Origin of the sequence: Variovorax sp. CAN15, assembly GCF_030462475.1 — a bacterium.
GTDB lineage: Bacteria > Pseudomonadota > Gammaproteobacteria > Burkholderiales > Burkholderiaceae_C > Variovorax.
Genome location: NZ_JASMRZ010000002.1, coordinates 215,606 through 240,118, shown reverse-complemented (window position 1 = coordinate 240,118; position 24,513 = coordinate 215,606). Strand labels below are relative to the sequence as shown.

General features: G+C 68.9%; 22 protein-coding genes. 9 read left to right on the top strand and 13 right to left on the bottom strand.

Features of this window, described 5'->3' with window-relative positions; translation table 11 throughout:
* Positions 1–238: 238 nt before the first annotated feature.
* From mdoH to QMO14_RS02790, 6 genes are all read right to left on the bottom strand, one after another.
* The gene (mdoH, locus tag QMO14_RS02815) at positions 239–2,263 is read right to left on the bottom strand and encodes a glucans biosynthesis glucosyltransferase MdoH (RefSeq protein WP_301504218.1); all 2,025 of its coding nucleotides are present in this window, start codon (positions 2,261–2,263) and stop codon (positions 239–241) included.
* A gap of 402 nt (positions 2,264–2,665) precedes the next feature.
* Positions 2,666–4,054: a sigma 54-interacting transcriptional regulator gene (locus QMO14_RS02810; RefSeq protein ID WP_301504216.1), complete on the bottom strand. Its 1,389-nt coding sequence runs from the start codon at positions 4,052–4,054 to the stop codon at positions 2,666–2,668.
* Entirely contained in the window at positions 4,051–4,719 is a 669-nt protein-coding gene (locus QMO14_RS02805; protein WP_301504214.1) for a hypothetical protein, read from the bottom strand. Before QMO14_RS02805 ends, QMO14_RS02810 begins: the two co-directional genes overlap by 4 nt.
* 60 nt (positions 4,720–4,779) lie before the next feature.
* On the bottom strand, positions 4,780–6,207 hold the full coding sequence (locus QMO14_RS02800) for a sensor histidine kinase KdpD (RefSeq protein WP_301504212.1): 1,428 nt from the start codon (positions 6,205–6,207) through the stop codon (positions 4,780–4,782).
* Positions 6,207–7,556, bottom strand: a complete 1,350-nt coding sequence (gene miaB, locus QMO14_RS02795) for a tRNA (N6-isopentenyl adenosine(37)-C2)-methylthiotransferase MiaB (protein WP_301504210.1) — start codon at positions 7,554–7,556, stop codon at positions 6,207–6,209. Before miaB ends, QMO14_RS02800 begins: the two co-directional genes overlap by 1 nt.
* 90 nt (positions 7,557–7,646) lie before the next feature.
* Positions 7,647–8,108, bottom strand: coding sequence for a hypothetical protein (locus QMO14_RS02790; protein ID WP_301504208.1), 462 nt, complete (start codon positions 8,106–8,108; stop codon positions 7,647–7,649).
* Positions 8,109–8,358: 250 nt separating this feature from the next.
* Here QMO14_RS02790 and QMO14_RS02785 point away from each other — a divergent pair, with 250 nt between their 5' ends.
* Together QMO14_RS02785 and QMO14_RS02780 are read left to right on the top strand one after the other, a co-directional pair.
* Positions 8,359–9,534, top strand: coding sequence for an efflux RND transporter periplasmic adaptor subunit (locus tag QMO14_RS02785; protein ID WP_301504391.1), 1,176 nt, complete (start codon positions 8,359–8,361; stop codon positions 9,532–9,534).
* A 55-nt stretch (positions 9,535–9,589) separates the two neighbouring features.
* A complete protein-coding gene (locus QMO14_RS02780) occupies positions 9,590–12,757 on the top strand; it encodes an efflux RND transporter permease subunit (RefSeq protein WP_301504207.1) in 3,168 nt (1,055 codons plus the stop codon).
* A gap of 53 nt (positions 12,758–12,810) precedes the next feature.
* Here the strand turns inward: QMO14_RS02780 and QMO14_RS02775 are convergent, their stop codons facing one another.
* From QMO14_RS02775 to QMO14_RS02760, 4 genes are all read right to left on the bottom strand, one after another.
* Positions 12,811–13,452, bottom strand: coding sequence for a histidine phosphatase family protein (locus QMO14_RS02775; protein WP_301504206.1), 642 nt, complete (start codon positions 13,450–13,452; stop codon positions 12,811–12,813).
* A 30-nt stretch (positions 13,453–13,482) separates the two neighbouring features.
* Positions 13,483–14,109 (bottom strand): DUF4136 domain-containing protein, encoded by a 627-nt coding sequence (locus tag QMO14_RS02770; RefSeq protein ID WP_301504204.1) that lies wholly within the window; start codon positions 14,107–14,109, stop codon positions 13,483–13,485.
* 47 nt (positions 14,110–14,156) lie between these two features.
* Entirely contained in the window at positions 14,157–15,101 is a 945-nt protein-coding gene (gene ttcA, locus QMO14_RS02765) for a tRNA 2-thiocytidine(32) synthetase TtcA (protein ID WP_301504202.1), read from the bottom strand.
* A 75-nt stretch (positions 15,102–15,176) separates the two neighbouring features.
* Complete coding sequence (locus tag QMO14_RS02760; protein ID WP_301504201.1) at positions 15,177–16,133, bottom strand: LysR family transcriptional regulator; 957 nt, start codon at positions 16,131–16,133, stop codon at positions 15,177–15,179.
* A 100-nt stretch (positions 16,134–16,233) separates the two neighbouring features.
* Here QMO14_RS02760 and QMO14_RS02755 point away from each other — a divergent pair, with 100 nt between their 5' ends.
* On the top strand, positions 16,234–17,466 hold the full coding sequence (locus QMO14_RS02755) for an MFS transporter (protein WP_301504199.1): 1,233 nt from the start codon (positions 16,234–16,236) through the stop codon (positions 17,464–17,466).
* Positions 17,467–17,489: 23 nt separating this feature from the next.
* Here QMO14_RS02755 and QMO14_RS02750 read toward each other — a convergent pair whose 3' ends face one another.
* Together QMO14_RS02750 and QMO14_RS02745 are read right to left on the bottom strand one after the other, a co-directional pair.
* Positions 17,490–17,864: a dihydroneopterin aldolase gene (locus QMO14_RS02750; protein WP_301504197.1), complete on the bottom strand. Its 375-nt coding sequence runs from the start codon at positions 17,862–17,864 to the stop codon at positions 17,490–17,492.
* Positions 17,865–17,875: 11 nt separating this feature from the next.
* The gene (locus QMO14_RS02745; protein WP_301504195.1) at positions 17,876–18,655 is read right to left on the bottom strand and encodes an SDR family oxidoreductase; all 780 of its coding nucleotides are present in this window, start codon (positions 18,653–18,655) and stop codon (positions 17,876–17,878) included.
* A gap of 23 nt (positions 18,656–18,678) precedes the next feature.
* Between QMO14_RS02745 and QMO14_RS02740 the strand changes: the two genes are divergently transcribed.
* Positions 18,679–19,794, top strand: a complete 1,116-nt coding sequence (locus QMO14_RS02740) for a class I SAM-dependent methyltransferase (RefSeq protein WP_301504193.1) — start codon at positions 18,679–18,681, stop codon at positions 19,792–19,794.
* A 238-nt stretch (positions 19,795–20,032) separates the two neighbouring features.
* On the opposite strand, the gene QMO14_RS02735 is transcribed toward QMO14_RS02740, so the two are convergent.
* A complete protein-coding gene (locus tag QMO14_RS02735) occupies positions 20,033–20,431 on the bottom strand; it encodes a DUF5329 family protein (protein WP_301504191.1) in 399 nt (132 codons plus the stop codon).
* 114 nt (positions 20,432–20,545) lie between these two features.
* On the opposite strand from QMO14_RS02735, the gene hisN reads away from it, so the two are divergent.
* The 5 genes from hisN to QMO14_RS02710 are packed head-to-tail and all read left to right on the top strand — an operon-like array spanning position 20,546 to position 24,513.
* Complete coding sequence (gene hisN / locus QMO14_RS02730; protein ID WP_301504189.1) at positions 20,546–21,322, top strand: histidinol-phosphatase; 777 nt, start codon at positions 20,546–20,548, stop codon at positions 21,320–21,322.
* A gap of 12 nt (positions 21,323–21,334) precedes the next feature.
* Positions 21,335–21,529, top strand: coding sequence for a DUF2905 domain-containing protein (locus tag QMO14_RS02725; protein WP_056509065.1), 195 nt, complete (start codon positions 21,335–21,337; stop codon positions 21,527–21,529).
* A gap of 34 nt (positions 21,530–21,563) precedes the next feature.
* Positions 21,564–22,490: an ROK family protein gene (locus QMO14_RS02720; protein WP_301504175.1), complete on the top strand. Its 927-nt coding sequence runs from the start codon at positions 21,564–21,566 to the stop codon at positions 22,488–22,490.
* A 41-nt stretch (positions 22,491–22,531) separates the two neighbouring features.
* Positions 22,532–24,070 (top strand): tetratricopeptide repeat protein, encoded by a 1,539-nt coding sequence (locus QMO14_RS02715; protein WP_301504173.1) that lies wholly within the window; start codon positions 22,532–22,534, stop codon positions 24,068–24,070.
* Positions 24,067–24,513, top strand: a complete 447-nt coding sequence (locus QMO14_RS02710; RefSeq protein WP_301504171.1) for a DUF1877 family protein — start codon at positions 24,067–24,069, stop codon at positions 24,511–24,513. Before QMO14_RS02715 ends, QMO14_RS02710 begins: the two co-directional genes overlap by 4 nt.

The following is a 24,513-nucleotide window of genomic DNA, read 5'->3' as shown; positions in this document are numbered from 1 at the left end:
CGGGGAACGGATTGCGGTCAGCGGAAAGCGCAGCTTGGCGCCCGACATGACCGGCAATGAAGCGGCGTTGTCGGCGTCAGAGGGTGATGACGGCGAGACGGGGCACTTGGCGCTCCTGTGGATCGAAGAGATCCGTGGGTGGATGAAAAAGAAGTGCGCGATTCTAGCGATGCGCGCCATGAAAGAAGCCGGCGCAGTGGCCGGCTTCTTTCGGGGGCTGGGTTTCAGCTTCAGCGCATCAGGCTGCAGCCAGAGCCGCAGGGCGGGCGAGACGCAGCGCGTGCATCCATGCCCGGCGCAGCACGGCCGGCGAACGCGATTCCTCGGGAATCAGCAGGTAGCCGCGGTCGCGCAGCGTGGTGCCCAGCGCGATCTGGCTGGTCAGCACGGTCAGCGGGATCGCCAGCAGCAGCGGCAGGCCGACGGGCATGAGCCAGACCAGCGCGCTCGGGTCGATCATGGCGACGCCGACGGCCAGCATCGCGATCACCAGCGTCATGGGAGCCAGCTGCGAGGCAGCGACCTTCCACGGCACGGCGGCGGCTTCACGCGGGGGCGACTTCCAGTCGAGCTTGATGCCGGTGAGGGCGACCAGCACGAACAGCGAGTGGGCCAGCATGCGCACCGGCGCCTGCACGATGGCAAGGACGCTTTCCATCATCGAGCTCTTCACCAGGCCCCACGCACCGCCGTACTGGCGCTGCTCGCCGCGCATCAGCACGGCGGCGATGCCCAGCACGCGAGGCAGGAACAGCAGGCACAGGGTCCAGACCCAGAGGCCGGCCAGCTCGGCGGGCAGCACACCCCAGCTCGAAACCAGGCTCGAGCCGCTCAGCCAAAGGGCCGTGCCCAGCGTCAGGAACGCGAGCCACAGAGGGGCCGAGACGTAGGCCATGGTGCCGGTCACGAACATGGCGCGGTGAACTGAATGGATGCCGGGTTCGGCCATCAGGCGGGCGTTCTGCAGGTTGCCCTGGCACCAGCGGCGGTCGCGCTGCAGCTCGGCCAGCAGGTCCGGCGGTTGCTGTTCATAGCTGCCGACCAGGTCGGACACCAGCCACACGTGATAGCCGGCACGGCGCATCAGCGCGGCTTCGACGAAGTCGTGCGACATGATGCCGCCCGACATGCCGCCGGTGCCCTTGATCGGGGCCAGCGCGCAGTGCTTCATGAAGGGCTCGACGCGGATGATCGCGTTGTGGCCCCAGTAGTGCGATTCGCCCAGCTGCCAGAACTGCATGCCCAGCGTGAACAGGCGGCCGGTGACGCGCGAGGCGAACTGCTGTGCGCGGGCGTGGAGCGTGACGTGGCCGATGGCCTGCGTCGCGGTCTGGATGATGCCGGCGGTGGGGTTGGCTTCCATCAGCTTGACCATCGAGGTCAGGCAGTCGCCGCTCATCACCGAGTCGGCGTCGAGCACGACCATGTAGCGGTAGTCCTTGCCCCAGCGACGGCAGAAGTCGGCCACGTTGCCGGCCTTGCGGTGCGTGCGGCGGGTGCGCAGGCGGTAGTACACCTCGACCTGCGGCTGGTTCGGGTTGTTCGCGTGATTCTGGGCCAGCGCGGCGCGCAGGTCTTCCCAGGCGGCGCGCTCGGCGGCGGCGGTCTCGGGGTTGTAGCTGTCGGACAGCACGAACACGTCGAACTGCTTCGCGTGGCCGGTGGCCGCGACCGATTCGCAGGTGGCGCGCAGGCCGGCGAACACGGTGGCCACGTCCTCGTTGCAGATCGGCATGATGATCGCGGTGCGTGCCTCGGGGTTCATCGGGTGGTGGGCCACCTGCTTCGCCGAGAGGGAGTGCCTGTCGCCGCGCACGGAAACGTAGAAGCCCATGAGCGCGGTCACGAAGCCGGTGACGACCCAGCCCGAGAGCAGGCCGTACAGGCCGATCTGGCCGTATTCGAGCCAGAGGTTGTCGTAGTCGGGCTGCACGCTGGCGAAAAGCGAGGACGCGATCACGGTGCTCAACAGTGTGAGCATCATGAAGGCGAAGCGGCGGCGGGCCGCTGCGCGCTGCCAGGGCTGCTTCGCTTCGTTGGCGGGGTGAGCGCCGGCTTCGGCGTCACGGCCCGCGCCGAGCTTGACCAGCGCGGCTGTGCCGAGGCTGTTCCAGAAGCCGCGCCAGGGGCGGGGCGTCATGGAGCCGCGGTTGACCGGGGGGGCGGTGACCGAGTTGGGATGGCGTTCTTCGCGAACCGGGCTCCGGCGCGAGAAATCGGTATCGGCCAGCACATTCAGTTGGGAGAAGTCGTTCGGCTTCATGTGATTTACCAACGTTGCTTGTCGAGGGAAGGGGTGTCGCCAATGGCAGGAAGGCGCTTGAAGACACAGTCGGAAGAGGCGCCGCCGGCGCTTGCGAGCGCGGCCAGCGAATGGCCCGCGGCGCGGGGCCGCGAGGGGGAAAACTGCTTTTGACGCAGGCCGTCGCGCTGCTGGCGCAGTGCGAAAGATGGGCTGGTAAGTGCTGTCATGCCTGTACAGGGGCAAACCCTGTGCCAGGCTGGAAAAGCGCTTTCAGATCAATGACTTAGCGGCAATCTGATGCGTTTTTCGGGCCGGAGTGCCGCCAAAGGGCCTCCAAACCCTCGATTTTGTCGCCGAATCCCGACAAGCCTGGACTGGCGATGGGCCTAGCCCAATCAAATCAACGACTTAGCTGCGTCGCTACTCGGCGACAGGATCTGCGCCGCCAGCGACAGCGTCGGCCTTGAAGTGGCCCGGCGTGAGCTCGTGCTTCTGCAGAAGCCGGTAGAACTCGGTGCGGTTGCGGTCGGCCAGACGGGCCGCGTCGGCCACGTTGCCGTCCGTCAGTTTCAGCAGGCCGACGAGGTAGTCGCGCTCGAAGCGCTGCTTGGCCTCGGCGTAGGTCTGCACCTCCACCGTCGGCACGCGCAGCGCCCGCTGCACCAGCGCCAGCGGGATCAGCGGCGAGCTCGACAGCGCGCAGACCTGTTCCACCACGTTGTAGAGCTGTCGCACGTTGCCCGGCCAGGCGGCCATGGTCAGCGCCTTCAGCGCCTCGGGCGCGAAGCCCGAGAGCCGCTTGCCGTACTTGGCCGACAGCCGCTGCAGGAAGTGGTTGGCCAGCAGCGGAATGTCTTCGCGGCGTGCCGACAGCGGCGGCAGCGTGAGCGTCACCACGTTCAGCCTGTAGTACAGGTCCTCGCGGAACTGGCCCGCCTCCATTGCGGCGTCGAGGTCGCGGTGCGTGGCCGAGACGATGCGCACGTCGACCTGGATCGACTGGCTCGCGCCCAGCGGCCGCACCGCGCGCTCCTGCAGCACGCGCAGCAGCTTGACCTGCAGGGCGGGCGGCATGTCACCGATTTCATCGAGCAGCAGCGTGCCGCCGTCGGCCTGCTGGAACAGGCCCTTGTGATTCGCGTGGGCGTCGGTGAACGCGCCCTTCATGTGGCCGAAGAGTTCCGACTCGAGCAGCGCCTCGGGAATGGCGCCGCAGTTGACCGCCACGAAGGGCTTGTCGGCGCGCGCGCTGGCCTTGTGGATGGCGCGCGCCAGCATTTCCTTGCCGGCGCCCGAGTCGCCGCGCAGCAGCACCGAGGCGTCTGACTTGGCGACCATGCGCGCTTCGGCCAGCAGCTCGGCCATGCGGTTGCTGCGGCTCACGATCTCGGAGCGCCAGCTGTCGTCGCCGGCCTTGCTCGGCGTTGCGGCGGGGGCGCCGAGCGCCAGCGCCTGCGCGATCTTCTCGAGCAGCTCTCGCCCGTCGTAGGGCTTGGTGAGGTAGGTGAAGACGCCGCGCGCCGTGGCTTCCACCGCATCGGGAATGGTGCCGTGCGCGGTCAGCAGAATCACCGGCAGCGAGGGATGACGCTTGCGGATCTCGTCGAAGAGCTGCAGGCCGTCGCGCCCGGGCAGGCGCACGTCGCTCAGCACCAGTTGCGGATGCTCGATTTCGAGCTGCGTGAGCGCTGTCTCGGCCGAGGTGACGGCCGTGACCTGGTAGCCCGCCGAGCTCAGCCGCATCGAGAGCAGCCGCAGCATGTCCGGGTCGTCGTCGACCACGAGGAGGCGGGCGCCAGTAGTGCTCATTGATTGGGCTTGCTTGCGTTGGGCGGCGCGGCGGGCACGGCCGACGCCGGGTTGTTGTTGGGCCGCGCGAAGCTGCGCTCGATGGCGCGCAGGGCTTCGATGCGGTCGTTCAGCTGGTCGATGCGGCGCTGGCTGTCGCGCAGCTGCTGCACCTGCTTGTCGCGGTCGTCTTCCACGCGGCGCTGCTCCACGTAACGGGCGGCGAGCGCGCGCGCCAGCGGCTGCAGCGCCTGCGCCTCGGGCGCGGGGTTGGCGATCACCCGCTGCAGCAGGCCCAGCGCGCGCGCCAGGTCGGCCGGCACGCGGGTCTGCGAGAGCAGCAGCGCCAGCTGCATCTGCGCGGTGGGCGAATCGCCGGGGTCGCCCACGCGGGCGATCTCGGCGTTCAGGTCGGCGCCGTTGAGCGGGCGCACCTTGTCGGCGTACGAAAGCATCGAGGCCACCGGCCCCTGCAACATCGTCGTGAACAGCGAGGAGGCGGGCTGCGTGGCCGGCGCCTTGGGTTCGGCCTCCACCGGCATCACGCGCGGCACGACCGGCGGCGGCGGCAGCGCATCGGCCTCCGCGGGCGGCTTGGGCTGCGAGGCGCAGGCGGCCAGCAGCAGGACGAAAGGCACGGTCATCGCCCCGGCGAAGGAGGAACGGCGGACGAACGGAAAAGACATGGGTCGAAGAAGGACGCGAGGCGTTCGGACGGTTTTTTCTGGAAAGGGGATGCGGGGTGGTCAGGCCGTGCGCGGCAGCTCGATGCGGAAGTGGGCACCGGGACCGCCGGGCTGCAGTGTGATGCGGCCCCCGTGGGCTGCAATGTACTCCTGCACGATGGAAAGGCCGATGCCCGTACCCTTGACCGTGTGCTCGGGCTGGCGCTCGCCGCGGAAGAAGGGTTCGAATATCCGGTCCCGGTCGCCCTCGGCGATGCCCGGCCCGGCGTCGTTCACGTCGATGTGCACCGCCTCCGGCGTGCCCGACACGGCCAGCGTGATGACACCTCCCGTTACCGAAAAGCGGATGGCGTTGCTCAACAGGTTGGCGATGGCGGTGCCGAGCTTGGCGCGGTCGACCGTGACGGTGACCGCCTCGCCCTCGGCGCGCACGCGCAGGCCGTGCGACTGCCACTGCAGGCGCTGGGCCTCGATCTGCTCTTCGATCAGCGGCAGCAGCTCGGTACGCTCGCGGCGCAGTTCGCGCGCTTCGAAGGCGGCGGCATTGAAGCGCAGCAGCGCCTCGATCTGGCCCTGCAGCGCCACCGTGTTCTGGTTGAGGATCTGCGCGACTTCGAGCTGCGCCGGGTTCAGCGGCCCGGTCACGCCGTCTTCGAGCAGCGACACGCCCTCGCGCAGGGCGGCCAGCGGCGTCTTCAGCTCGTGCGACACGTGGCGCAGGAAGCGGGCCTTGTCGGCGTCGAGCTCGGTCAGGCGCAGCCGCAGCCATTCGAGCTGCTGCGACACGCGCCGCACGTCGGCCGGGCCTCGGATGTCGATGGGCTCGTCGAGCCGGTTCTGGCCGAGGCCGACGATGGCCTGCTCCAGCCGCTTGAACGGGCGCGCCAGCCAGATGCCGAAGGCCAGCGCCAGCACCACGGCCAGCACGCTGGCGGCCACCACTTCGCGCATCAGCCGGCGGCGCGCGTTCTCGATGCGCCTGGCCAGCGCGTCGTTCTGCGTCTCGATGAGGAACTGCGCCTGCTGCGCGATGTTGGTGTTGAGCGCGTCGAGCTCGCGGAACTGCATCGCCATCGTGCTCTCGCGGGTGAGCGCGCTGTCGGCGCTGCCGCTCATGAGGCCCTCGATCACGCCGAGCTGCGTTCGCCACATCTCGATGCCGGCGGGCGGCAGGCCGTTCTTCTCCAGGCGCTCGAGCACCTGGTGCGCCTCGCGCGCCGCTTCGTCGAAGCGGCGGCGCAGCACCGCATCGTTGAGCACCAGCGACTGGCGCCCCGCGCGCTCCATCGCCGCGCTGCGCTCGGCCAGCGACTGGGAGGCGCCCGACAGGCGCAGCGCGCGCGCGGCCGCGTCGCGGCTCTGTGTCATGAGCGCGTCGTACTGCAGCACCGAGCGCAGCGCCACGCCGACCAGCAGCGCGGTGATGAGCAGGAAGGCGAAAAGCAGGAGCTGCTGGAACGAGCCCCGGATGGATGGCCGCTTCGCCATCAGTGGTGCGCGAGCGCCATCGGCGATTCGTTGGTCACGACTTCGCCGCGCAGCGTGTAGGCGAGCGAGCGCGTGATGCGCAGGTCGGTCATCTGCCCGACAAGCCGTGCGTCTCCCTCGAAGTTGACGACGCGGTTGCAGGCAGTGCGGCCCATGAGCTCGTTCGCGTCCTTGCGCGAGGCGCCTTCCACCAGCACGCGCTGCGTGGTGCCCACCAGCGCCTGGCCGAAGCGCTTGACGTTGGCGTCGATCACGGACTGCAGCGTGTGCAGGCGCGCGAGCTTCACCTCGTGCGGCGTGTCGTCGTGCAGCGCGGCGGCGGGCGTGCCGGGGCGCGGGCTGAAGATGAAGCTGAAGCTGGCGTCGAACCGGCAGTCGTCGATCAGCTTCATCATCTTGTTGAAGTCGTCGTCGGTCTCGCCGGGGAAGCCGACGATGAAGTCGCTGCTCAGGGCAAGTTCTGGCCGGATGGCGCGCAGCTTGCGCACCGTGCTCTTGTATTCCATGGCGGTGTAGCCGCGCTTCATCGCCATCAGGATGCGGTCGCTGCCGTGCTGCACCGGCAGGTGCAGGTGGCTCACCAACTGCGGCACCTTGGCGTAGGCCTCGATGAGGCGCGGCGTGAACTCGTTGGGGTGGCTGGTGGTGTAGCGGATGCGCTCGATGCCGGGGATCTCGGCGACGTATTCGATGAGCAGCGCGAAGTCGGCAATTTCGGCGGTGTCGCCCATCCTGCCGCGGTAGGCATTCACGTTCTGGCCCAGCAGCGTGATCTCGCGCACGCCCTGGTCGGCCAGGCCGGCGATCTCGACCAGCACGTCGTCGAGCGGGCGGTTCACTTCCTCGCCGCGGGTGTAGGGCACCACGCAGTAGCTGCAGTACTTGGAGCAGCCCTCCATGATCGACACGAAGGCAGTGGCGCCTTCCACCCGCGCGGGCGGCAGGTGGTCGAACTTCTCGATCTCGGGAAAGCTGATGTCCACCTGCGGGCGGTCCAGCCGCTCGCGGTCGTTCAGCATCTCGGGCAGGCGGTGCAGGGTCTGCGGGCCGAACACGATGTCGACGTAGGGCGCGCGCGCGATGATGGCCTGGCCCTCCTGGCTGGCCACGCAGCCGCCCACGCCGATCTTCACGCCCTTGGCCTTCAGGTGCTTCACCCGGCCGAGGTCGGAGAACACCTTCTCCTGGGCCTTCTCGCGTACCGAGCAGGTGTTGAACAGGATGAGGTCGGCCTCGTCGACGTTCTGGGTGGGCTCGTAGCCCTGGGCGGCGTTGAGCACGTCGGCCATCTTGTCCGAGTCGTACTCGTTCATCTGGCAGCCGAAGGTCTTGATGAATACTTTTTTCATGGGGAGCTCTCTCTCGTGGCCCTGTCCGAAGGGAAGGGCTCGGCGGCAGGGCGCGCGAAAGGCCGCGGCGCCGGCCGTCTTATTGCTTGCTTACTGCGTGTTGAGGGTGTCGTTCGAGGTGAACGGCCAGACGTTCAGGAACGGCTTGTCCAGCGATTCGCGGCTGGCGGTGGCTTCGTCCGGCGTGAGTATCCAGACCTCGCGCAGCAGCCCGGCAGCGTCGCGCGTGTAGTTGACGAGGTATTTCTGGCCGACGATGGCGCCAGGCATCACCAGCATGTTCTGGCCGCTGCGGATGCGGGCGCCGGCGCCCAGGCGGTCGGGCTTGCCGTCGAGCTCGACGTCGGGCGCACTGGTCACCATGAACTTGCCGCGCAGGGCGCCGACCGGGAAGACGCGGCCGCCTACCAGCGACTCGTTCTGGGTCTGGGGGCGGGGGACTTCGTCCTGCGCGCTGGCGGCCGCCGGGAAAAGGCCTGCAGCAGCAATGGCTGCTGTGCAAAGCGCTATGGAAGTGAGAGCATTCGTGGGTTTTTTCTTGCAGCGGTTCATGGGGTTCATCCAGAGGCTGTGGACCGGCGATTTTAGCGATGGGCCCCTGTGCGCCCGTGCCGGCCGCAGCGGGTAGTGCGACTTTCGGTTGACCTGCTTTACATTTCTTTACGGGCCCCGTGATCACCAGGAGTCGGCCGCTGATCCAATAGCCATGTCAGCCCAAAGTGCACAAGAACCCATGAAGAAAAATGTCGCCGTCGCCCTCGGGGGCGTGTTGATCGTAGCCGTCGCGCTCGGGTGGTGGAGCATGTCAGCAGACAAGTCCGCTGCCCGGAATGCCAAGGCCCCGAGCGCCAAGGGCGGCGCGGTGGCTGGCGGCGGCGTGCCGGCGCTGGTGACGCTGGCCACGGCGAAGAAGCAGGACGTGCCCGTGACCGTGCAGGTCAACGGCAGCGTGGTGTCCCTCAACAGCGTCGACCTGCGCCCGCAGGTGACCAACACGGTGAGCGCGGTGCACGTGAAGGAAGGCCAGTTCGTCAAGGCCGGCCAGCTGCTCTTCTCGCTCGACGACCGCAACGACCAGGCCAACCTCGCACGCGCGAGGGCGCAGCAGCAGAAGGACGAAGCCACGCTGGCCGACCTCGAGCGCCAGTACAGGCGCAGCCAGGAGCTGGTGGCGCAGAACTTCATCGCCAAGAGCGCGGCCGACGCCACGCTCTCTCAGCTCGAGGCGCAGCGCGCAGCCGTGGCGGCCGATCGCGCGGCCGTGCAATCGGCGCAGGTGGCGCTGGGCTATGCCACGCTGCGCGCGCCCATCGCGGGACGCATCGGCGCGGTCAACATCTACCCGGGCACGCTGGTGCAGCCGACGCTGTCGCTGGTGACCGTCACCCAGCTCGACCCGATCGCCGTGAGCTTCCCCGTGCCCGAGGGCAACCTGCAGGATTTGCTGGAGGCCGCGCGCTCGCGCTCCAAGGTCGAGGCCGTCGTCCCCGGACGCGGGGAGCCGCTGACCGGCACGCTCGATTTCGTCGACAACACCGTCGATCCGCAGATCGGCACGGTGCGCGCCAAGGCCGTGTTCGCCAACGCCGACCAGAGCCTCTGGCCGGGGCAGTTCGTGGGCACGCGCATCACGGTGCGCATGCTCAACGGCGTGACGGTGGTACCGGCCGCGGCGCTGATGATGCTGTCCGATGGCGCCTCGCTCTACGTCGTCGACGAGGCCAAGACCGCCACGCGCCGCAAGGTGAAGGCGCTGCACACCTTCGGCACACAGGTGGCCGTGAGCGGCGTCGAGCCCGGCGAGCAGGTGGTGATCGAGGGCAGCCAGAACGTGCGCCCGGGCGGCAAGGTGCGCGTGCACGAGAAGGCGCCGGGTGCGCCAGGCGCGCCTTCCAACGGAACGACGGGCGTCACGCCCGGCAGCGCCGCGTCTTCCGACGGCACCGACGCCAAGCCGCCACGCCGGGAACGCGCATGAGCCGCCGGGCCGCTCCCAAGGCGAATACCGCAGCGCGAAGCGCGGAGGTCGACCGATGAATATCTCGGAGCTCTGCATCCGCCGTCCGGCGATGACGGTGCTGCTGTCCGCCGCCGTGGTGGTCATCGGCATCTTCGCGTACTTCAGCATCCCCGTCGCCGCGCTGCCCAGTTACAACACGCCGGTCATCAACGTCAACGCGCAGCTGCCGGGGGCGAGCCCCGACACCATGGCGTCTTCTGTGGCGCTGCCGCTGGAAAAGCAGTTTTCGACCATCCCGGGCCTGCAGACCATCAGCTCGGTGAACACGCAGGGCGTGACCTCGCTCACGCTCGAGTTCGTGAGCAGCCGCGACATCGACGCCGCCGCCGTCGACGTGCAGGCTGCGCTGCTGCGCGCACAGCGCCAGCTGCCGCAGGAGCTGACGCAGCTGCCCTCGTACCGCAAGGTGAATCCGGCGGACGCGCCGGTGCTCTTCATCGCGCTGATCTCTCCGTCGATGAACCCGTCGGAGCTCAACGACTACGCCGAGAACCTGATCTCGCCCACGCTCTCGACCATCGACGGCGTGGCGCAGGTGGGCGTGTACGGCCGCAAGGCCTTCGCGGTGCGCATCAAGGCCAATGCCGACCTGCTCAACGCGCGCAACATCACGCTCGACGAACTGGCCAGGGCGGTGAACTCGGCCAACGCCAATACGCCGGTGGGCGTGCTCGACGGTCCGCGCCAGACACTCACCATCCAGGCCAACCGCCAGCTCATGAAGGCGGCCGACTTCGCCAAGCTCATCGTCGGCCAGCGCAACGGCTCGCCGGTGCGGCTGGACGAAGTCGCCACCATTGAAGACAGCTTCGAGTCGGTGAAGACCGCCAGCAGCTTCAACGGGCAGGCCTCGATCTCGCTGGCCGTGCAGCGCCAGCCCAACGCCAATACCGTGCAGGTGGTCGACGCAGTGCGCGCGCTCATTCCTCGCTTCAAGGCGGAGCTGCCGCAATCGGTCGAGATCCACATGGTGAACGACCGCTCCATTTCCATCCGCGAGGCGGTGCACGATGTGCAGCTCACGCTGCTGGGCACCATCGCGCTGGTGGTGCTGGTGATCTTCCTGTTCCTGCACCGTCTGGTGGCCACGCTGATCCCGGCCGCGACCATCCCCATCTCGCTGATCGGCGCGGTGGCGCTGCTCTACGCCTTCGGCTACAGCCTGGACAACATCTCGCTGCTGGGCATCACGCTCGCGGTGGGCCTGGTGGTGGACGACGCCATCGTGGTGCTCGAGAACATCATGCGCTACGTCGAGAAGGGCATGGACCCGTTCGCCGCGGCGCTGCGCGGCGCGCGCGAGGTGGGCTTCACCATCGTGTCGATCTCCATCTCCCTGGTGGCCGTGTTCATCCCGATCTTCTTCATGCCGGGCGTGATCGGCCTGCTGTTCCATGAGTTCGCGGTGGTGGTGGCGCTGGCGGTGCTGGTGTCCGCCGTGGTGTCGCTCACGCTGGTGCCGATGCTCGCGAGCCGGCTGCTCAAGCAGGTGCCGCGCCGCCCGGGCGCGCTCGACCACGAGGAAGAGCACCCCGAGCCCGGCACCGCCATCGGCCGTGCCTTCGAGCGCGGCTACCGCGCGGTGCACGCCGGCTACATGCGCACGCTCGACTGGACCCTGGCGCACCGCAAGGTCATGCTGCTGGCGGCGGCGCTGACCTTCGTCGTTACCGGCTGGCTGTTCGCCACCATCCCGAAGGGCTTCTTCCCCGAGGAAGACATCGGCCAGATCCAGATCACGACCGAGGCCGCCGAAGACATCTCCTTCACCGCCATGAAGGCGCTGCRGGACCGCGTGGCCGCCGCGCTGCAGGACGACCCGAGCGTCGCCTACGTGAGTTCATTCGTCGGCGTGGGCGGGCCGACCGCCACGCAGAACTCCGGCCGCCTGTTCGCCGTGCTCAAGCCGCGCAGCGAGCGCCCGCAGATGTCGAAGGTGCTCGAATCGCTGCGCCAGCGCTTCCGTGAAATTCCGGGCATCGCCGTCTACATGCAGCCGGTGCAGAACCTGCGCCTGGGCGGGCGCCAGAGCAAGGCACGCTTCCAGTACACGCTGCAGAGCGTCAACGCGGGCGAGATGGTGCCCTGGGCCACTCGCCTGATGGAGCGCATGCGCGCCGACCCCGACTTCCGCGACGTGACCAGCGACTCGCAGAACCGCGGCCTGCAGGCCACGCTCGACATCGACCGCGACAAGGCCGGTGTGCTCGGCGTGGCGGTGGGCGACCTGCGCACCGCGCTCTACAACGCCTACGGCGACCGCCAGATCGGCAGCATCTACGGCGCGAGCAATACCTACCAGGTGATCCTCTCGGCCGCCGACAACGACCGCCAGTTCGAGGAAGACGTCTCGCGCCTGTCGGTGCGCAGCACCACCGGCAAGCTGGTGCCGCTGTCGGCCTTCGCGACCGTCAAGCGCACCGTGGGGCCGACGGCGGTGAATCACCAGGGCCAGCTGCAGGCGGTGACGGTGTCGTTCAACCTCGCGCCCGACGTGCCGCTGGGCAACGCGACCGCGAAGATCGACCGCTTCAAGGACGAGCTGAAGATGCCGCCGTCGATCATCACCACCTACGGCGGCGACGCGGCGGTGTTCCAGAGCTCGCAGTCCAGCCAGGCCGTGCTGCTGGTGCTGGCGGTGCTGGTCATCTATGTGCTGCTGGGCGTGCTCTACGAGAGCTACATTCACCCGATCACCATCCTGGCGGGCCTGCCCTCGGCCGCGGTGGGCGCGCTGATCTCGCTGAAGCTCTTCGGCTTCGACCTCACGCTCATTGCCACCATCGGCATCCTGCTCTTGATCGGCATCGTGAAGAAGAACGCGATCATGATGATCGACTTCGCCCTGGAGGCCCAGCGCACCGATGGCATGAAGCCGGTGGATGCGATCCGCGAAGCCTGCCGCCTGCGTTTCCGCCCGATCCTGATGACCACGCTGGCCGCGCTCATGGGCGCGCTGCCTCTGGCGCTGGGCCTTGGCGCCGGCGCCGAACTGCGCCAGCCGCTGGGCGTGGCGGTGGTGGGCGGCCTGATCTTCTCGCAGGTGATCACGCTGTACATCACGCCCGCGATCTACCTCGCGCTGGACCGCTACAGCGGTACGGGGCCGATGGTCGACCTGCCGGGCGAGGCGCAGGCCGAGGCCTCGCACTCGCAGGGCTCCCAGCACTCGCACGCCTGAAGCCGGGGCCGGGCGCTGGCTCCGGGCTCGCGCCTTCTCAGGTTCTCAGGTTCTCAGGTCGTGGTTTCGTCCAGCGCGCCGTCCACCAGGTGCGCGGTGTCGCTCCAGCCCACGAGGCTGAAGCCTCCAGATGTCCACAGCATGCGGTTGATGGCAGCGTTGCCGAGCTGCCAGGTGCGCGGCGCCTGCAGTTCCTGGCGGGTGGCGGCGCGGTAGAGCACGTCCATCACGCCGCCGTGCGCGACCAGCACCACCAGCTCGCCGGGGTGGCGCGCCGCCAGTTCGGCGGCCACGCCGGTCACGCGGTCGCGGAAGGTCAGCAGGCTTTCGCCGCCCTCGGGCTCGAATTCGGGATCGCGCTCGCGCCAGAGCTTGGCCTGCACCGGCAGAGTGGCCTCGATCTCCGCGAAGCTCATGCCCTCGAAGGTTCCGAAGGCCCGTTCGCGCAGGCGCGGTTCGGGCTGCACGGCCAGACCGTGGGGTTCGGCGATGGCCTGGGCGGTCTGCCAGGCGCGCGACAGGTCGCTGGCATAGACGACGCCGATGGGCTCTTCGGCCAGCGCCGCGCCCGCGCGCCGCGCCTGCCAGATGCCGGTGGCGTTGAGCCCGATGTCGAGCTGGCCCTGGATGCGGGTGTCGACGTTCCAGGCGGTCTCGCCGTGGCGCACGGCGATCAGGCGGGTGGGTTCTTCCATCCGGGGAATTCTAGAAGGCGCTACTTGTGGCTATTTCTTGGCCTGCTGCCCCGTCGGCAGCTCGATGTTGACCCGGCGCTCGCCCTGCGGCGGGTTCGGAAAACCCTGCAGCGCGGCCTGGAACATCACCGGCAGGATCGCCGCGCTCGAGGTGTAGGGGCCGTCGTTGCGCGCACGGGTCTCGTAGACCACGCGATTGGTGCCCGCCTCGCGCAGCACGATGCTCACTTCGCGCTCGTACCAGGGGTTGGCCGGCGGCGCGAACACCGGGCCGCCATACCAGCCGCCGCCGTACCAGCGCCGGCCGTAGTAACCATAGCCGCCGTAGCCGTAGCCCCAGGGGCCGTTGTAGAGCCACGGGTCAGCCCAGGGCGAGAGGCCGGCCGTCACGCGCGCGCCGATCTGCGCGGTGTATTGGGGTTTGGTGTCGTCGCGGCGCAGGCCGACCTGGTCTAGCGCCGCGCCGGCCATGGCTTCGAGCGACTCCTGCCGTGCGCCATCGGCCTGCTGCGAGGGCAGGCGGTCGAAGCGGTAGGTGGCGCCAGGCGCGATGGCGCCGGGGGAGGAGAAGCTCTTCACGTCGCTGTCGACCACCCAGGAGGTGGCGCAGCCCGTCAGGCTGGCGGCGAGAAGAAGAGCCGGGATCGCGGTTTTCATGAGGGTCTCCGGGCAGTGGGTGCCCCAAATTCCCCTAGGTTGCCCGTTCAACCCTGGACGATGCGCAGGGCGGCAGGTGCCTGGGAGAGCAGATCGAAGGAAGGCGGATCGAAGGCCTTGTCGCCCTCGTCGTCCGCCACGCCGGTCGCCTTCAGACCCTTGAAGTCGTGCCGCGTTCCGTCGAGCAGGTGCGAAGGCACCACGTTCTGCAGCGCGGTGAACATGTTCTCCACGCGGCCGGGATACTTCCTGTCCCATTCGCGCAGCATCTCGCCCACCTGCTTGCGCTGCAGGTTCTCCTGGCTGCCGCACAGCGTGCAGGGAATGATCGGGAACTCGCGGTGCTGGGCCCAGCGGATGGTGTCCTTCTCGGACACGTAGGCCAGCGGGCGGATCACGACGTGCCTGCCGTCGTCGCTCACCAGCTTGGGCGGCATGCTCTTGAGCTTGCCGGCGAAGAACATGTTGAGGAAGAAGGTCTGCAGCATGTCGTCGCGGTGGTGGCCCAGCGCGACCTTGGTGGCGCCCAGCTCGTCGGCCACGCGGTAGAGAATGCCGCGGCGCAGCCGGCTGCACAGGCCGCAGGTGGTCTTGCCCTCGGGAATCACGCGCTTGACGATGCTGTAGGTGTCCTGGTTCTCGATGTGGAAGTCCACGCCCAGCTCGCTCAGGTACCTGGGCAGCACCTCCTCGGGAAAGCCGGGCTGCTTCTGGTCGAGGTTGACCGCGACGATGTCGAAATGGATCGGCGCGCGCGCCTTCAGCTTCAGCAGGATGTCGAGCAGCGCATAGCTGTCCTTGCCGCCCGAGACGCACACCATGACCTTGTCGCCCTCTTCGATCATGTTGTAGTCGACGATGGCCTTGCCGACCTCGCGGCACAGCCGCTTCTCGAGCTTGTGCGTCTCGCGCTCGATCTTCATGGAATTGGCGGCAGGGGAGGCGGTGGCGTCGGCGGCGGCGGGCGCCTCGTCGATCCAGACGGCGTTCATGGGCAGGCTGCTTCGGGGAGTCGGGGGAAGGGGGTGATTGTCCCCGATCCCCATTTCACCCGCCATCCCGCCCGTTTACGCCCCGCCTGCAGCCAGCGGCGATTCCGGAAAGGCCTGCCGCATCGCCTCCACGAAGAGCCGCAGCCTGGCCGGATAGAAGCGCGCGTACGGATACACGATGTAGACCGGCGCGGGCGTCCCGCGCCACTGCGGCGCCAGGTGCACCAGCCGGCCCGCCTGCAGCTCCTCGGTCAGCATCCAGGCCGAGGACACCCCGACGCCCACGCCCAGCACCGCCGCGCTGCGCAGGGCGTAGAGGCTGTCGGTGATCATGCGCGGGCGTATCGGCACCCGGTACACCTCGCCCGTGCCTTCATGCCTGAACACGACTTCGGTCCGGTAGAAATTGCGCGCGGCCAGCCAGGGCAGGGCTTCGAGCTCGCGGGGATGCGCCGGCGGTGGCGAGCCCGCGCCGAAAAGCGACGGCGCCCCCACGGCGATGCGCGGCACCTCGAAGAGCCGGATCGCCACGGCATTGGGGTCCGTCACCTCGCCGACGCGGATCGCGCAGTCCACGCCCTCGGCGATGAAGTCGGGTGTCTCGTCGTGCGGGCTGTCGTGCAGCAGCCATTCGACCGTCACCTGCGGATGGCGCCGCAGGTAGGCCGCCAGCGGGCCGACCAGCAACTGCTGGCCGAAGGCATGCGGCGCCACCACGCGCAGCCGGCCCTCGGGCTGGTCGCCCACGCCGCGCAGCTCGGCCTCGAAGGCGCTCCAGCTCAGGATCAGCTCCCTGGCGCGGTCGAAGCAGCGCTCGCCGTCCTCGGTGAGCTTCATTGCGTGGGTGGAGCGCTGCAGCAGCCGCACGCCCAGCGAGCGTTCGAGCGCCTGCAGGCGGCGGCTTACGGTGGGCTGGGTGGTGCCCATCCGGGCCGCGGCGGCCGACAGGCTGCCGGCCTCGACGATGCGCACGAAGGTCTGCATCAGCTCGATGCGGTCGGCCGAGGGCGGTGGTGCAAGAGGCGCTGTCATGCGTCAAGCGTATATCAATTGTTCGATGCCCAAGGCTACCTTCGGAGTAAGTTGTCCCGCAAACTCCGGCCCTGACTTCTCGAATCCAAGGGTTTACACCATGTCTTCCATTCAAAAAACGCATGAAAAGCTGCCAGGCTCGCTGATCCTGCTGCTGGCCGCCAGTGCCGGCTTCGGCGTGGCCGCGCTGTACTACAGCCAGCCCATGCTGGGGGTGCTGGGCCCCGACATCGGCGCCTCGGCGCGTTCGGTGGGTTTCGTGCCCACGCTCACTCAGCTCGGCTATGCGCTGGGCATCCTGCTGCTCGCGCCGCTGGGCGACCGCTTCGACCGGCGCCGCATCATCCTCGCCAAGGCCTCGGTGCTGGTGCTCGCGCTGCTGGGCGCGGCGTTCTCGCCCTCGGTCGCGCCGCTGCTGGTGGCCAGCCTCGTCATCGGCCTGGCGGCGACGCTGGCGCAGGATGTGGTGCCGGCGGCCGCCACGCTGGCGCCCGAGGCGCACCGCGGCCGGATCGTCGGCACGGTGATGACCGGGCTGCTGCTGGGCATCCTGCTGTCGCGCGTGCTCGCCGGCTWCGTGGCCGAGCACTTCGGCTGGCGCGCGATGTTCTTCGTCGCGGCCGCGAGCATTGCGTTCATCGGCGTGGCGGCGGCGCGCGGCCTGCCGCGCCTGCGCCCGACAACGCACCTGGGCTACGGCGCCTTGCTGGGCTCGCTGGCCGGGCTGTGGAAGCGCCATGGCGCGCTGCGCCGCGCCGCCTTCGCGCAGGCTCTTCTGTCGGTGGGCTTCAGCGCCTTCTGGTCGACGCTGGCCGTGATGCTCCACGGCGCGCCCTTCCACCTGGGCAGCGCCGCCGCCGGCGCCTTCGGGCTCGCCGGCGCGGCGGGTGCGCTGGCCGCGCCCATCGCCGGGCGCCTCGCGGACCGTCGCGGCCCCGAGCTGGTGATCCGCATGGGCGCCGCGCTGGTCGCCGTCTCGTTCGCCGCGATGCTGTTCGCACCGCTGCTGGCGACGCCCGCTGCCCGGCTGGGGCTGATCGTGGTTGCCGCCATCGGCTTCGACTTCGGCCTGCAGGCCGCGCTGATCGCGCACCAGACTGTGGTCTACGGCATCGACCCCGGCGCGCGCAGCCGGCTCAACGCGGTGTTCTTCACGGGCGTGTTCGTCGGCATGGCGACGGGCTCGGCGCTGGGTGCCCTGGTGCTGGCGCAGTGGGGATGGTCCGGCGTGGCGGCGATGGCCTCGGTGTCGGCGCTCGGCGCGCTGGCAGTGCGCATGTGGCCGGCCGGCTCGAAGAAGAAGGCTGCCGTGGCCTGTGGCTCGGCGGCCTGAGGAAGTTCAGCGTTCGAGCTGCTTCACCACTGCCCGGCTTCCATGCGGATCGCCACTTCGCAGTCGTCGAAGATCTCCAGCTTGGCGATCTTCACGCGCACGCCCAGCACGCCGGGCAGCTGCAGCAGCCGCTGCGCCAGCTTGCCGATCAGGCTTTCGAGCAGGTTGACGTGCTCGGCGGTGCACTCGTCGATGATGATGCGGCGCACCTTGCGGTAGTCGAGCACGTGGAAGATGTCGTCGTCCTGAGGCAGCAGCGGCTGGGGGCCGAGGTTGAGTTCGGCGTCGACCAGGATCGGCTGGGGCGCCTTCTTCTCCTGCTCGAGGATGCCCAGGTTGGCGTCGAAGCGCAGGCCCTGGAGGGTGAGTGTCTGGTGGCCGTGCGAGGGTGTGGACATGATGGATGGGCTCACATGAGCGAGAAATCGCGCTCGAATTTCATCAGGTGCTGGCCGCCGTCCACCAGCAGCGTGGTGCCGGTGATCGAGCGGTTCTCCAGCGCGAACTTCACCGTGGCGGCCACGTCGTCAGGTGTGGACGAGCGGCCCAGCGGCGAGAGCTTGTGCAACTGGGCGAACTTGTCGTCGTCCAGCATGTGGCTCGCCAGCGTGAGGCCGGGTGCCACGCCCACCACGCGCACGCGCGGCGCAAGGGCCAGCGCCAGCATGGGCGTCGCGGCTTCGAGCGCGGCCTTCGACAGCGTGTAGCTCAGGAAATCGGGGTTCGGGTTCCAGAGCTTCTGGTCGAGCAGGTGGACGACGGCGCCGTGGGCATCGCGCGCGGCCAGGTGCTCGTGCAGCGCATTCGCCAGCAGGATGGCCGCACCGGTGTTGCTGCGCGCATGGCGCTCCATGAGCGCATAGCTGAAGGTGGAAGCCTCGTCGTGCTCGAAGAGGGCGGCGCTGTGCACCACCGCGTCGACGCTGCGAAAGCGCGCCACCACGCGGGGCAGCAGCGCGCGCGTGGCCTGTTCGTCGTCGAGGTCGGCCGAGAACAGGGCCGAGTCGCCCGAAAGAGCCGCGCAGTCGGCCACCGTCTGCTCGGCCTCGGCGCGCGAGTTCCGGTAGTGCACCGCCACCTGCCAGCCGCCCGCGGCCAGCGCCAGCGCGATCTCGCGGCCGAGCCGGCGGCCCGCGCCCGTGACGAGGACCGTGCGGGGGGAGTTGGATGCGGGGGAGGCGGGGCTCATGCGGGGAGAGGGAGAATGGCGCTGTGACGACAAAGACGACCCCCGGCAGTTTACCCACCGCCCTCGACCACCTCATCGCGCGTTCCGTCGAGCGTGCGGGCGGCTGGATAGGCTTCGACCGCTTCATGGCCCTCGCGCTGTACGCGCCCGGCCTCGGCTACTACGCCAACACGCTGGCCAAGTTCGGCCACATGCCCTCTTCGGGCAGCGACTTCGTGACCGCGCCCGAACTGACACCCATGTTCGGCCAGACCCTTGCGGTACAGGTGGCCGAGGCGCTGGAAAAGACAGGAACCGCCACCGTGTGGGAGTTCGGCGCCGGATCGGGCGCTCTGGCGGTACAGCTGCTGCATGCGCTCGATGACATGGGGCGTACCGACGTGCGCTACCGCATCATCGACCTGTCAGGCACCTTGCGCGAGCGGCAGCAGCAGGCGCTCGCCGGCCATGCGGGGCGCGTCGAATGGCTCGACGAACTGCCCGAATCGATGGAAGGGGTTGTGGTCGGCAACGAAGTGCTCGATGCGATGCCGGTGCAGTTGCTGGCGCGTGTGCGTGGCAGGTGGTTCGAGCGGGGCGTGGTGCGCAACGCTGCTGGCGACGGGTGGGCTTGGGCCGACCGCGAGACCGAATCGCGGCCGCCGGTGGAGGTGCCTGGGGAGCATGATTACCTCACGGAGATCCACCCGCAGGCCAGGGCCTTCGTCGCGACGCTGGCCGATCGGTTGAAGAAGGGGGCTGCATTCTTCATCGACTACGGGTTTCCGGAGGCCGAGTACTACCACCCGCAAAGGCACATGGGGACCGTGATGTGCCATCGAGGGCACCAGGCGGATGGGGATCCGCTGTCTGACGCCGGGCTCAAGGACATCACCGCGCATGTGGACTTCACCGGGATTGCGCTTGCGGGGCAGGATGCGGGGCTGGCTGTGCTTGGGTATGCCAGCCAGGCGCGGTTTCTCTTGAACTGCGGGTTGCTTGGAAGGATGGAGCAGGGCTCGGTGGCCGGGAGGGCCATGGCGGCTCGGCTTGTTCATGAGCATGAGATGGGGGAGCTGTTCAAGGTTTTGGGGTTTGCTGCTGGGGAGCCTTGGGATGCGATCGGGTTTGTCGATGGGGATCGGAGTCATACGCTTTGATCCTTGACGAGGGGGCGCTTTCCGGGGCCGGCCGAGCCCCGGGTCCGGAAAGCAGCATCCCACCAGCACTTCAAAACGAGCTCATAAGCTGGCAACCCACACATCCTGAGACGGGTCGCAAGGTGCTCTTCGTCGGCAAGCACTTCACGACGCGCTGCTTGCTGCGCTGTTGAATCGCACCGCGGTCGTCGGCCGCACACCCTTTCCGATTTCCTCGTGACGTGGCGCTTCGCGTTGGCTAGCCGCCCGTCTTGCTTGCGCCCGTGGCCTGCCGCAATGCGCGCAGTTCGCTGTTGAGGAACTCGTTGGCGTCGCGCACCGTGCCGTTGTTGAGCTTCACCCTGTAGGCCTGCCCCGTCATCTCCGAGCGCGAGGCGCAGCGCTCGATGAAGTCCTCGGCCGTGGACAGTTCCTTTTTGAAGTAGTCGTACTTCGCCTGCATGTGTTTGGCGGCGTCGGAGGCGTTGTACTCGCTGCCGTTGCGCAGGAAGCTCATCGAGCTCATCTTCGAGACGCGCTGGATCAGCGTGTCGATCAGCTTGTCCTCCGCGTCGGAGGGCGTGGCGTGGGCCAGCAGGGTCGAGGCGCCGAGCACGAGGGCGAGCAAGGCGGCGCGCAGGTGGGTGAAAGAAGCCATTTGTCGTAGTTCGTGGCAATTTCCGGGCCATGCTAGGGCTGGCGGCCCTGCCGTGTCAAACACCGTCCGGCTCGGGTCTAATTGCAGGTTTTGGCAAGCGTCTCCAACTCTTTCATGAGCTCTTCCTCTTCCGACCTCTCGCCGATCGCCGAAGCACTGGCCGATGCCGCCGCCGCCAGGTCGATGCACTACTTCCGCACGCCGCTGGACATCATCACCAAGGCGGACGAAAGCCCGGTCACGCTGGCCGACCGCGCCGCCGAGACGGACATGCGCGAAATCCTCGCCGCGCGCGCTCCGTCGGATGGCATCTACGGCGAGGAGCACGGCGCCGAACGGCTCGATGCCGATCGGGTCTGGGTGCTCGACCCCATCGACGGCACACGCAGCTTCATCACCGGCTCGCCGCTGTGGGGCACGCTGATCGGCGTGCTGCAGGGCGGGCGCGTGGCGCTGGGCATGATCGACATGCCGGTGCTCAAGGAGCGCTGGGTCGGCGTGGCGGGCCAGGGCGCCACGCGCGACGGCCAGCCGGTGCGCGTGAGCGGCTGCACCGAAGTGGCGAGGGCCCGTATCGTCACCACCTCGCCCGACATCTTCGCGCCCGCCGACTGGAGCGCTTTCGACAGGCTCAGCCGGCAGTGCGCGATGCGCCGTTTCGGCGGCGACTGCTACGGCTATGCCCAACTGGCGGGCGGCACCATCGACCTCGTGGTCGAGACCGGCCTGCAGCCCTACGACTACCTCGGCCCGGCGGGCCTGATCGAGGCGGCCGGCGGCGTGGTCACCGACTGGCGGGGCCAGCCGCTGGGGCTGAAGTCCGACGGCCGCGTGATCGCCGCGGCCACACCCGAACTCCACCGACAGGCCATGGCCATTCTCTCGGCCTAGACTGTCGCCCACATGTTCCGCTGGCTGATCGTCGTCGTCCTCGCGCTGGTGCTCATGAGCGGCCTGACCGCCTGGCTGCGCCGCTTCGGCTTCGGACGCCTGCCCGGCGATTTCGAGTTCCGCGCCTTCGGCCGCGAATGGCAACTGCCCATCGCCAGCACCGTCGTGCTCAGCATGATCGCGGCGCTGGTGGCGCGCCTCCTGTAGAGAAGATGAACAAGCAAGGAAAAGATACACAGCGATGAGAGCCTGCGTAGACATCGGCGGCACCAAGGTTGCCGTGAGCCTTTCCGCTTCGAGCGACGCGCCGCTGGTCGGCCGCCGCAGCGAACCCACGGCCAAGACCGGCGAGAACGACGCGGTGGCGGTGCAGATCATGCGGATGATCGACGAGATCTGTGCGGAGCAGGGCGTCGACCCCGCCACCATCGACCGCGTGGGCGTGTCGTCGACGGGGCCCTTCGAGCTGCGCGACGGGCTGGTCGAACTCGCCACGCCCAACATCTGCGGCGGCATCGCCGGGCCATCGCGCGGCCTGCCCAATTCGTGGATGACCGCGATCGTCGAGGCGCCGCTGGTCAAGCGCTTCGGCAACGTCCGCGTCGAGAACGATGCCGTGGCCGCGCTGGAGGCCGAACGCCACTGGGGCGCGCTGAAGGGCCTGGACAACTGCGCCTATGCCACCTGGAGCACCGGCGTGGGCGTGGGCCTGTGCGTCGACGGCAAGGCCTTGCGCGGCAAGAACGGGAATGCCGGGCACGCGGGGCACAGCTTCGTGGTCGACGATGCCACCGGAGCGCTGTGCGGTTGCGGCAATCATGGCGACGTCGAGGCGCTGGTCGGGGGGAATTCGATCGGCCATCGCTTCGGACAGTCCGCCGCCGATCTGTTCTCCGCCGCGTCCGTCGGCGACCCGAAGGCGCTGGAGACGGCGGAGGCCCTGTGCCGGGTGTTCGGCCGCATGCTCTACAACATGGTCATCATCCTCGACCTGCAGCGCATCAGCCTGGGCGGCAGCGTGTTCTGGCATCACCAGGACTTCGTATTGCCTCGGCTGCAGGCGCAGATCGACGGCAGGCTGCTTCCGCTTACGCGAGGGGTGATGCTCGTGCCCGCCGGCCTGGGCGACAAGGTCGGCGACTACGCGGCGCTCGCGCTGCTGGACTGAACGGACAGCAGACAGACAAGAACCCGGATTCCCGGCGAACCATGACCTCGCTGCCTCGCCGCCGCTCATACGCCTGCCTGCTGTGGCTGGTGGGCGGTTTCATCGGGGCGCACCGCTTCTATCTGGGCAGCTACCTGGGCGGTGCCGGGCAGCTGGGGCTTCTTGTCTACGGCCTCGCCGGCCTGCCGGGCGGCCGCTTCTGCCTGGCTGTGTTGCTGCCTTGGATGCTCTTCGACCTCTGGTGGATCCATCGGCGCATGAGCCGGTTGCAGCAGCAGGAGCCGGCCGGGGAAGAGGAAACCCCGCCCACCCCGGCGCGCCGCGCTTCCCGCGGTCCCGTGCCGAGGGACACCGCCAAGGACTACGACCTTGCCGCCCTCGCCGAAGCCGGCAAGCTGCAGGAGCGCTTCGCGGCTGCTGCCGAGACTGGCGACTGGACGCAGGCCGTCGCCCTCGGCGAGCAGATCGTCGCCGCCACGCGCCGCGTGTTCAAGGGCCCGCACCCGAACCTGGCCATGACGCTGTGCATGCTCGGCCAGGCCTGCTACCAGATCGACGCCTTCGACAAGGCGCGGGCCAACCTGGAGGAGAGCCTGTCCATCGGCCGCAAGCTCGGCATGCCCGCTGAAGACATGGACGTCGCCCGCAAGGCGCTGGACCTGACACTGGTGGGCATCGAGCAGCGCAAGGCCCGCGGCGCGGCCTCCGACGCGCAGGGCGTGCTGCTGAACCTGCTCGAAGACCGCGAGGCCCGCTACCGAGAGGCGCTCGCGCAGGGCGACCTGCAAGGCGCCGAGAAGCTGTGCGCGCAGGCCGTCTCCGTGAGCCGCCGCCTGCATGGCGGCGCGCACCGCAGCGTGGTGCTGCACCTGTCCAGCCACGCCGAGCTGTGCCGCCGGCTGCGCTGGAACGAGAAGGCCCAGGCCTCGGCCGACGAGGCCCTGGCCGTGGCTGCCGAGCTCGGGCTGGACGACAGCTGGCGGCGCGGGCCGACCAACACGCTGGCGCTGCTGCACGCCGCGGCCGGCCGGGCCGACGAGGCCGAGGCGCTCTACAAGAAGACCATCGCCATGGCGGTGGCCGAGGCCGGGGGCGGCTCCAGCGACGGCGTGGTGCGCGCCTTCAACAACCTCGCGTTCCTCTATGCCGAGTCCGGCCATGACGCGAAGGCCGAGCTCTGCTACGCACGCGCCCTGGTGCATCTCGACAAGCTCCCGCCGGGCGACGGCGACGCCGAGCTGCATTCCGACATGCTCAACAACTTCGCGAGCCTGTTCATGGCGCGGCGCGACTTCGCCCGCGCGCGGGAGCTGTTCGAGCGGTCGCTCGACATCCAGCAGCGCAGCTGCCGCGGCATCTCGTCGTCGGCCGCCAACGCGCACAACGACCTGGGCCTGATCGCGCAGGAAGAGGGCGAGCTGCGCCAGGCGCTGGTGCACTTCAAGCGCACGCTGCTGCTCAACCAGATCTGCGCGCCCGACCACTTCAGGAACATCGACAACGCGCAGCGCAACATCGACAGCGTGAGCATCGCGCTCGCGGCGGTGGCGCGCGCCGCCCGCATGGAGCCCAGCACTTGAGCATCGGCGCCGCCTTCTACGCCCTCGACCGCTACCGGCTGCGCGCGCTGGTGATCGATCCGTCCACCGTCTCCGGCTTCCTGAATTCGCCCCCGGCGAAGGGCGGCCCGCACGACAGCCAGACGGTGGAGCAGGCCTGGGACGTGGTGCGCACGCTGATGCCCGAGGCGGTCGACGGCGAGGAGCTCGACGGCACCGACGGGCTGGGCTGCATCTACCTCACGGCCGCCCATGTGGAGCGCGCGGCGGCGCGGCTCGCGCAGCGCGACGTGATGGCGCTGGTGGACCGCTTCACGGCCGAGCCGGCGAAGTTCGGCGAGCTGTACTGGGCCAAGGTCTGGCAGGAAGGCGCCCAGGACCTCGCGGGCTTCATGGAGGGCGTGAAGCGCTTCTTCGCCGCCGCGGCCGCCAAGCGCGATGCCGTGGTGTTCTACATCGTCTGA

Coding starts and splice junctions, on each gene's coding strand:
- mdoH (WP_301504218.1), bottom strand. CDS start 2,263: ATGAAGCCGAACGACTTCTCCCAACTGAATGTGCTGGCCGATACCGAT.
- QMO14_RS02810 (WP_301504216.1), bottom strand. CDS start 4,054: ATGAGCACTACTGGCGCCCGCCTCCTCGTGGTCGACGACGACCCGGAC.
- QMO14_RS02805 (WP_301504214.1), bottom strand. CDS start 4,719: ATGTCTTTTCCGTTCGTCCGCCGTTCCTCCTTCGCCGGGGCGATGACC.
- QMO14_RS02800 (WP_301504212.1), bottom strand. CDS start 6,207: ATGGCGAAGCGGCCATCCATCCGGGGCTCGTTCCAGCAGCTCCTGCTT.
- miaB (WP_301504210.1), bottom strand. CDS start 7,556: ATGAAAAAAGTATTCATCAAGACCTTCGGCTGCCAGATGAACGAGTAC.
- QMO14_RS02790 (WP_301504208.1), bottom strand. CDS start 8,108: ATGAACCGCTGCAAGAAAAAACCCACGAATGCTCTCACTTCCATAGCG.
- QMO14_RS02785 (WP_301504391.1), top strand. CDS start 8,359: ATGTCAGCAGACAAGTCCGCTGCCCGGAATGCCAAGGCCCCGAGCGCC.
- QMO14_RS02775 (WP_301504206.1), bottom strand. CDS start 13,452: ATGGAAGAACCCACCCGCCTGATCGCCGTGCGCCACGGCGAGACCGCC.
- QMO14_RS02770 (WP_301504204.1), bottom strand. CDS start 14,109: ATGAAAACCGCGATCCCGGCTCTTCTTCTCGCCGCCAGCCTGACGGGC.
- ttcA (WP_301504202.1), bottom strand. CDS start 15,101: ATGAACGCCGTCTGGATCGACGAGGCGCCCGCCGCCGCCGACGCCACC.
- QMO14_RS02760 (WP_301504201.1), bottom strand. CDS start 16,133: ATGACAGCGCCTCTTGCACCACCGCCCTCGGCCGACCGCATCGAGCTG.
- QMO14_RS02750 (WP_301504197.1), bottom strand. CDS start 17,864: ATGTCCACACCCTCGCACGGCCACCAGACACTCACCCTCCAGGGCCTG.
- QMO14_RS02745 (WP_301504195.1), bottom strand. CDS start 18,655: ATGAGCCCCGCCTCCCCCGCATCCAACTCCCCCCGCACGGTCCTCGTC.
- QMO14_RS02735 (WP_301504191.1), bottom strand. CDS start 20,431: ATGGCTTCTTTCACCCACCTGCGCGCCGCCTTGCTCGCCCTCGTGCTC.
- hisN (WP_301504189.1), top strand. CDS start 20,546: ATGAGCTCTTCCTCTTCCGACCTCTCGCCGATCGCCGAAGCACTGGCC.
- QMO14_RS02725 (WP_056509065.1), top strand. CDS start 21,335: ATGTTCCGCTGGCTGATCGTCGTCGTCCTCGCGCTGGTGCTCATGAGC.
- QMO14_RS02720 (WP_301504175.1), top strand. CDS start 21,564: ATGAGAGCCTGCGTAGACATCGGCGGCACCAAGGTTGCCGTGAGCCTT.
- QMO14_RS02715 (WP_301504173.1), top strand. CDS start 22,532: ATGACCTCGCTGCCTCGCCGCCGCTCATACGCCTGCCTGCTGTGGCTG.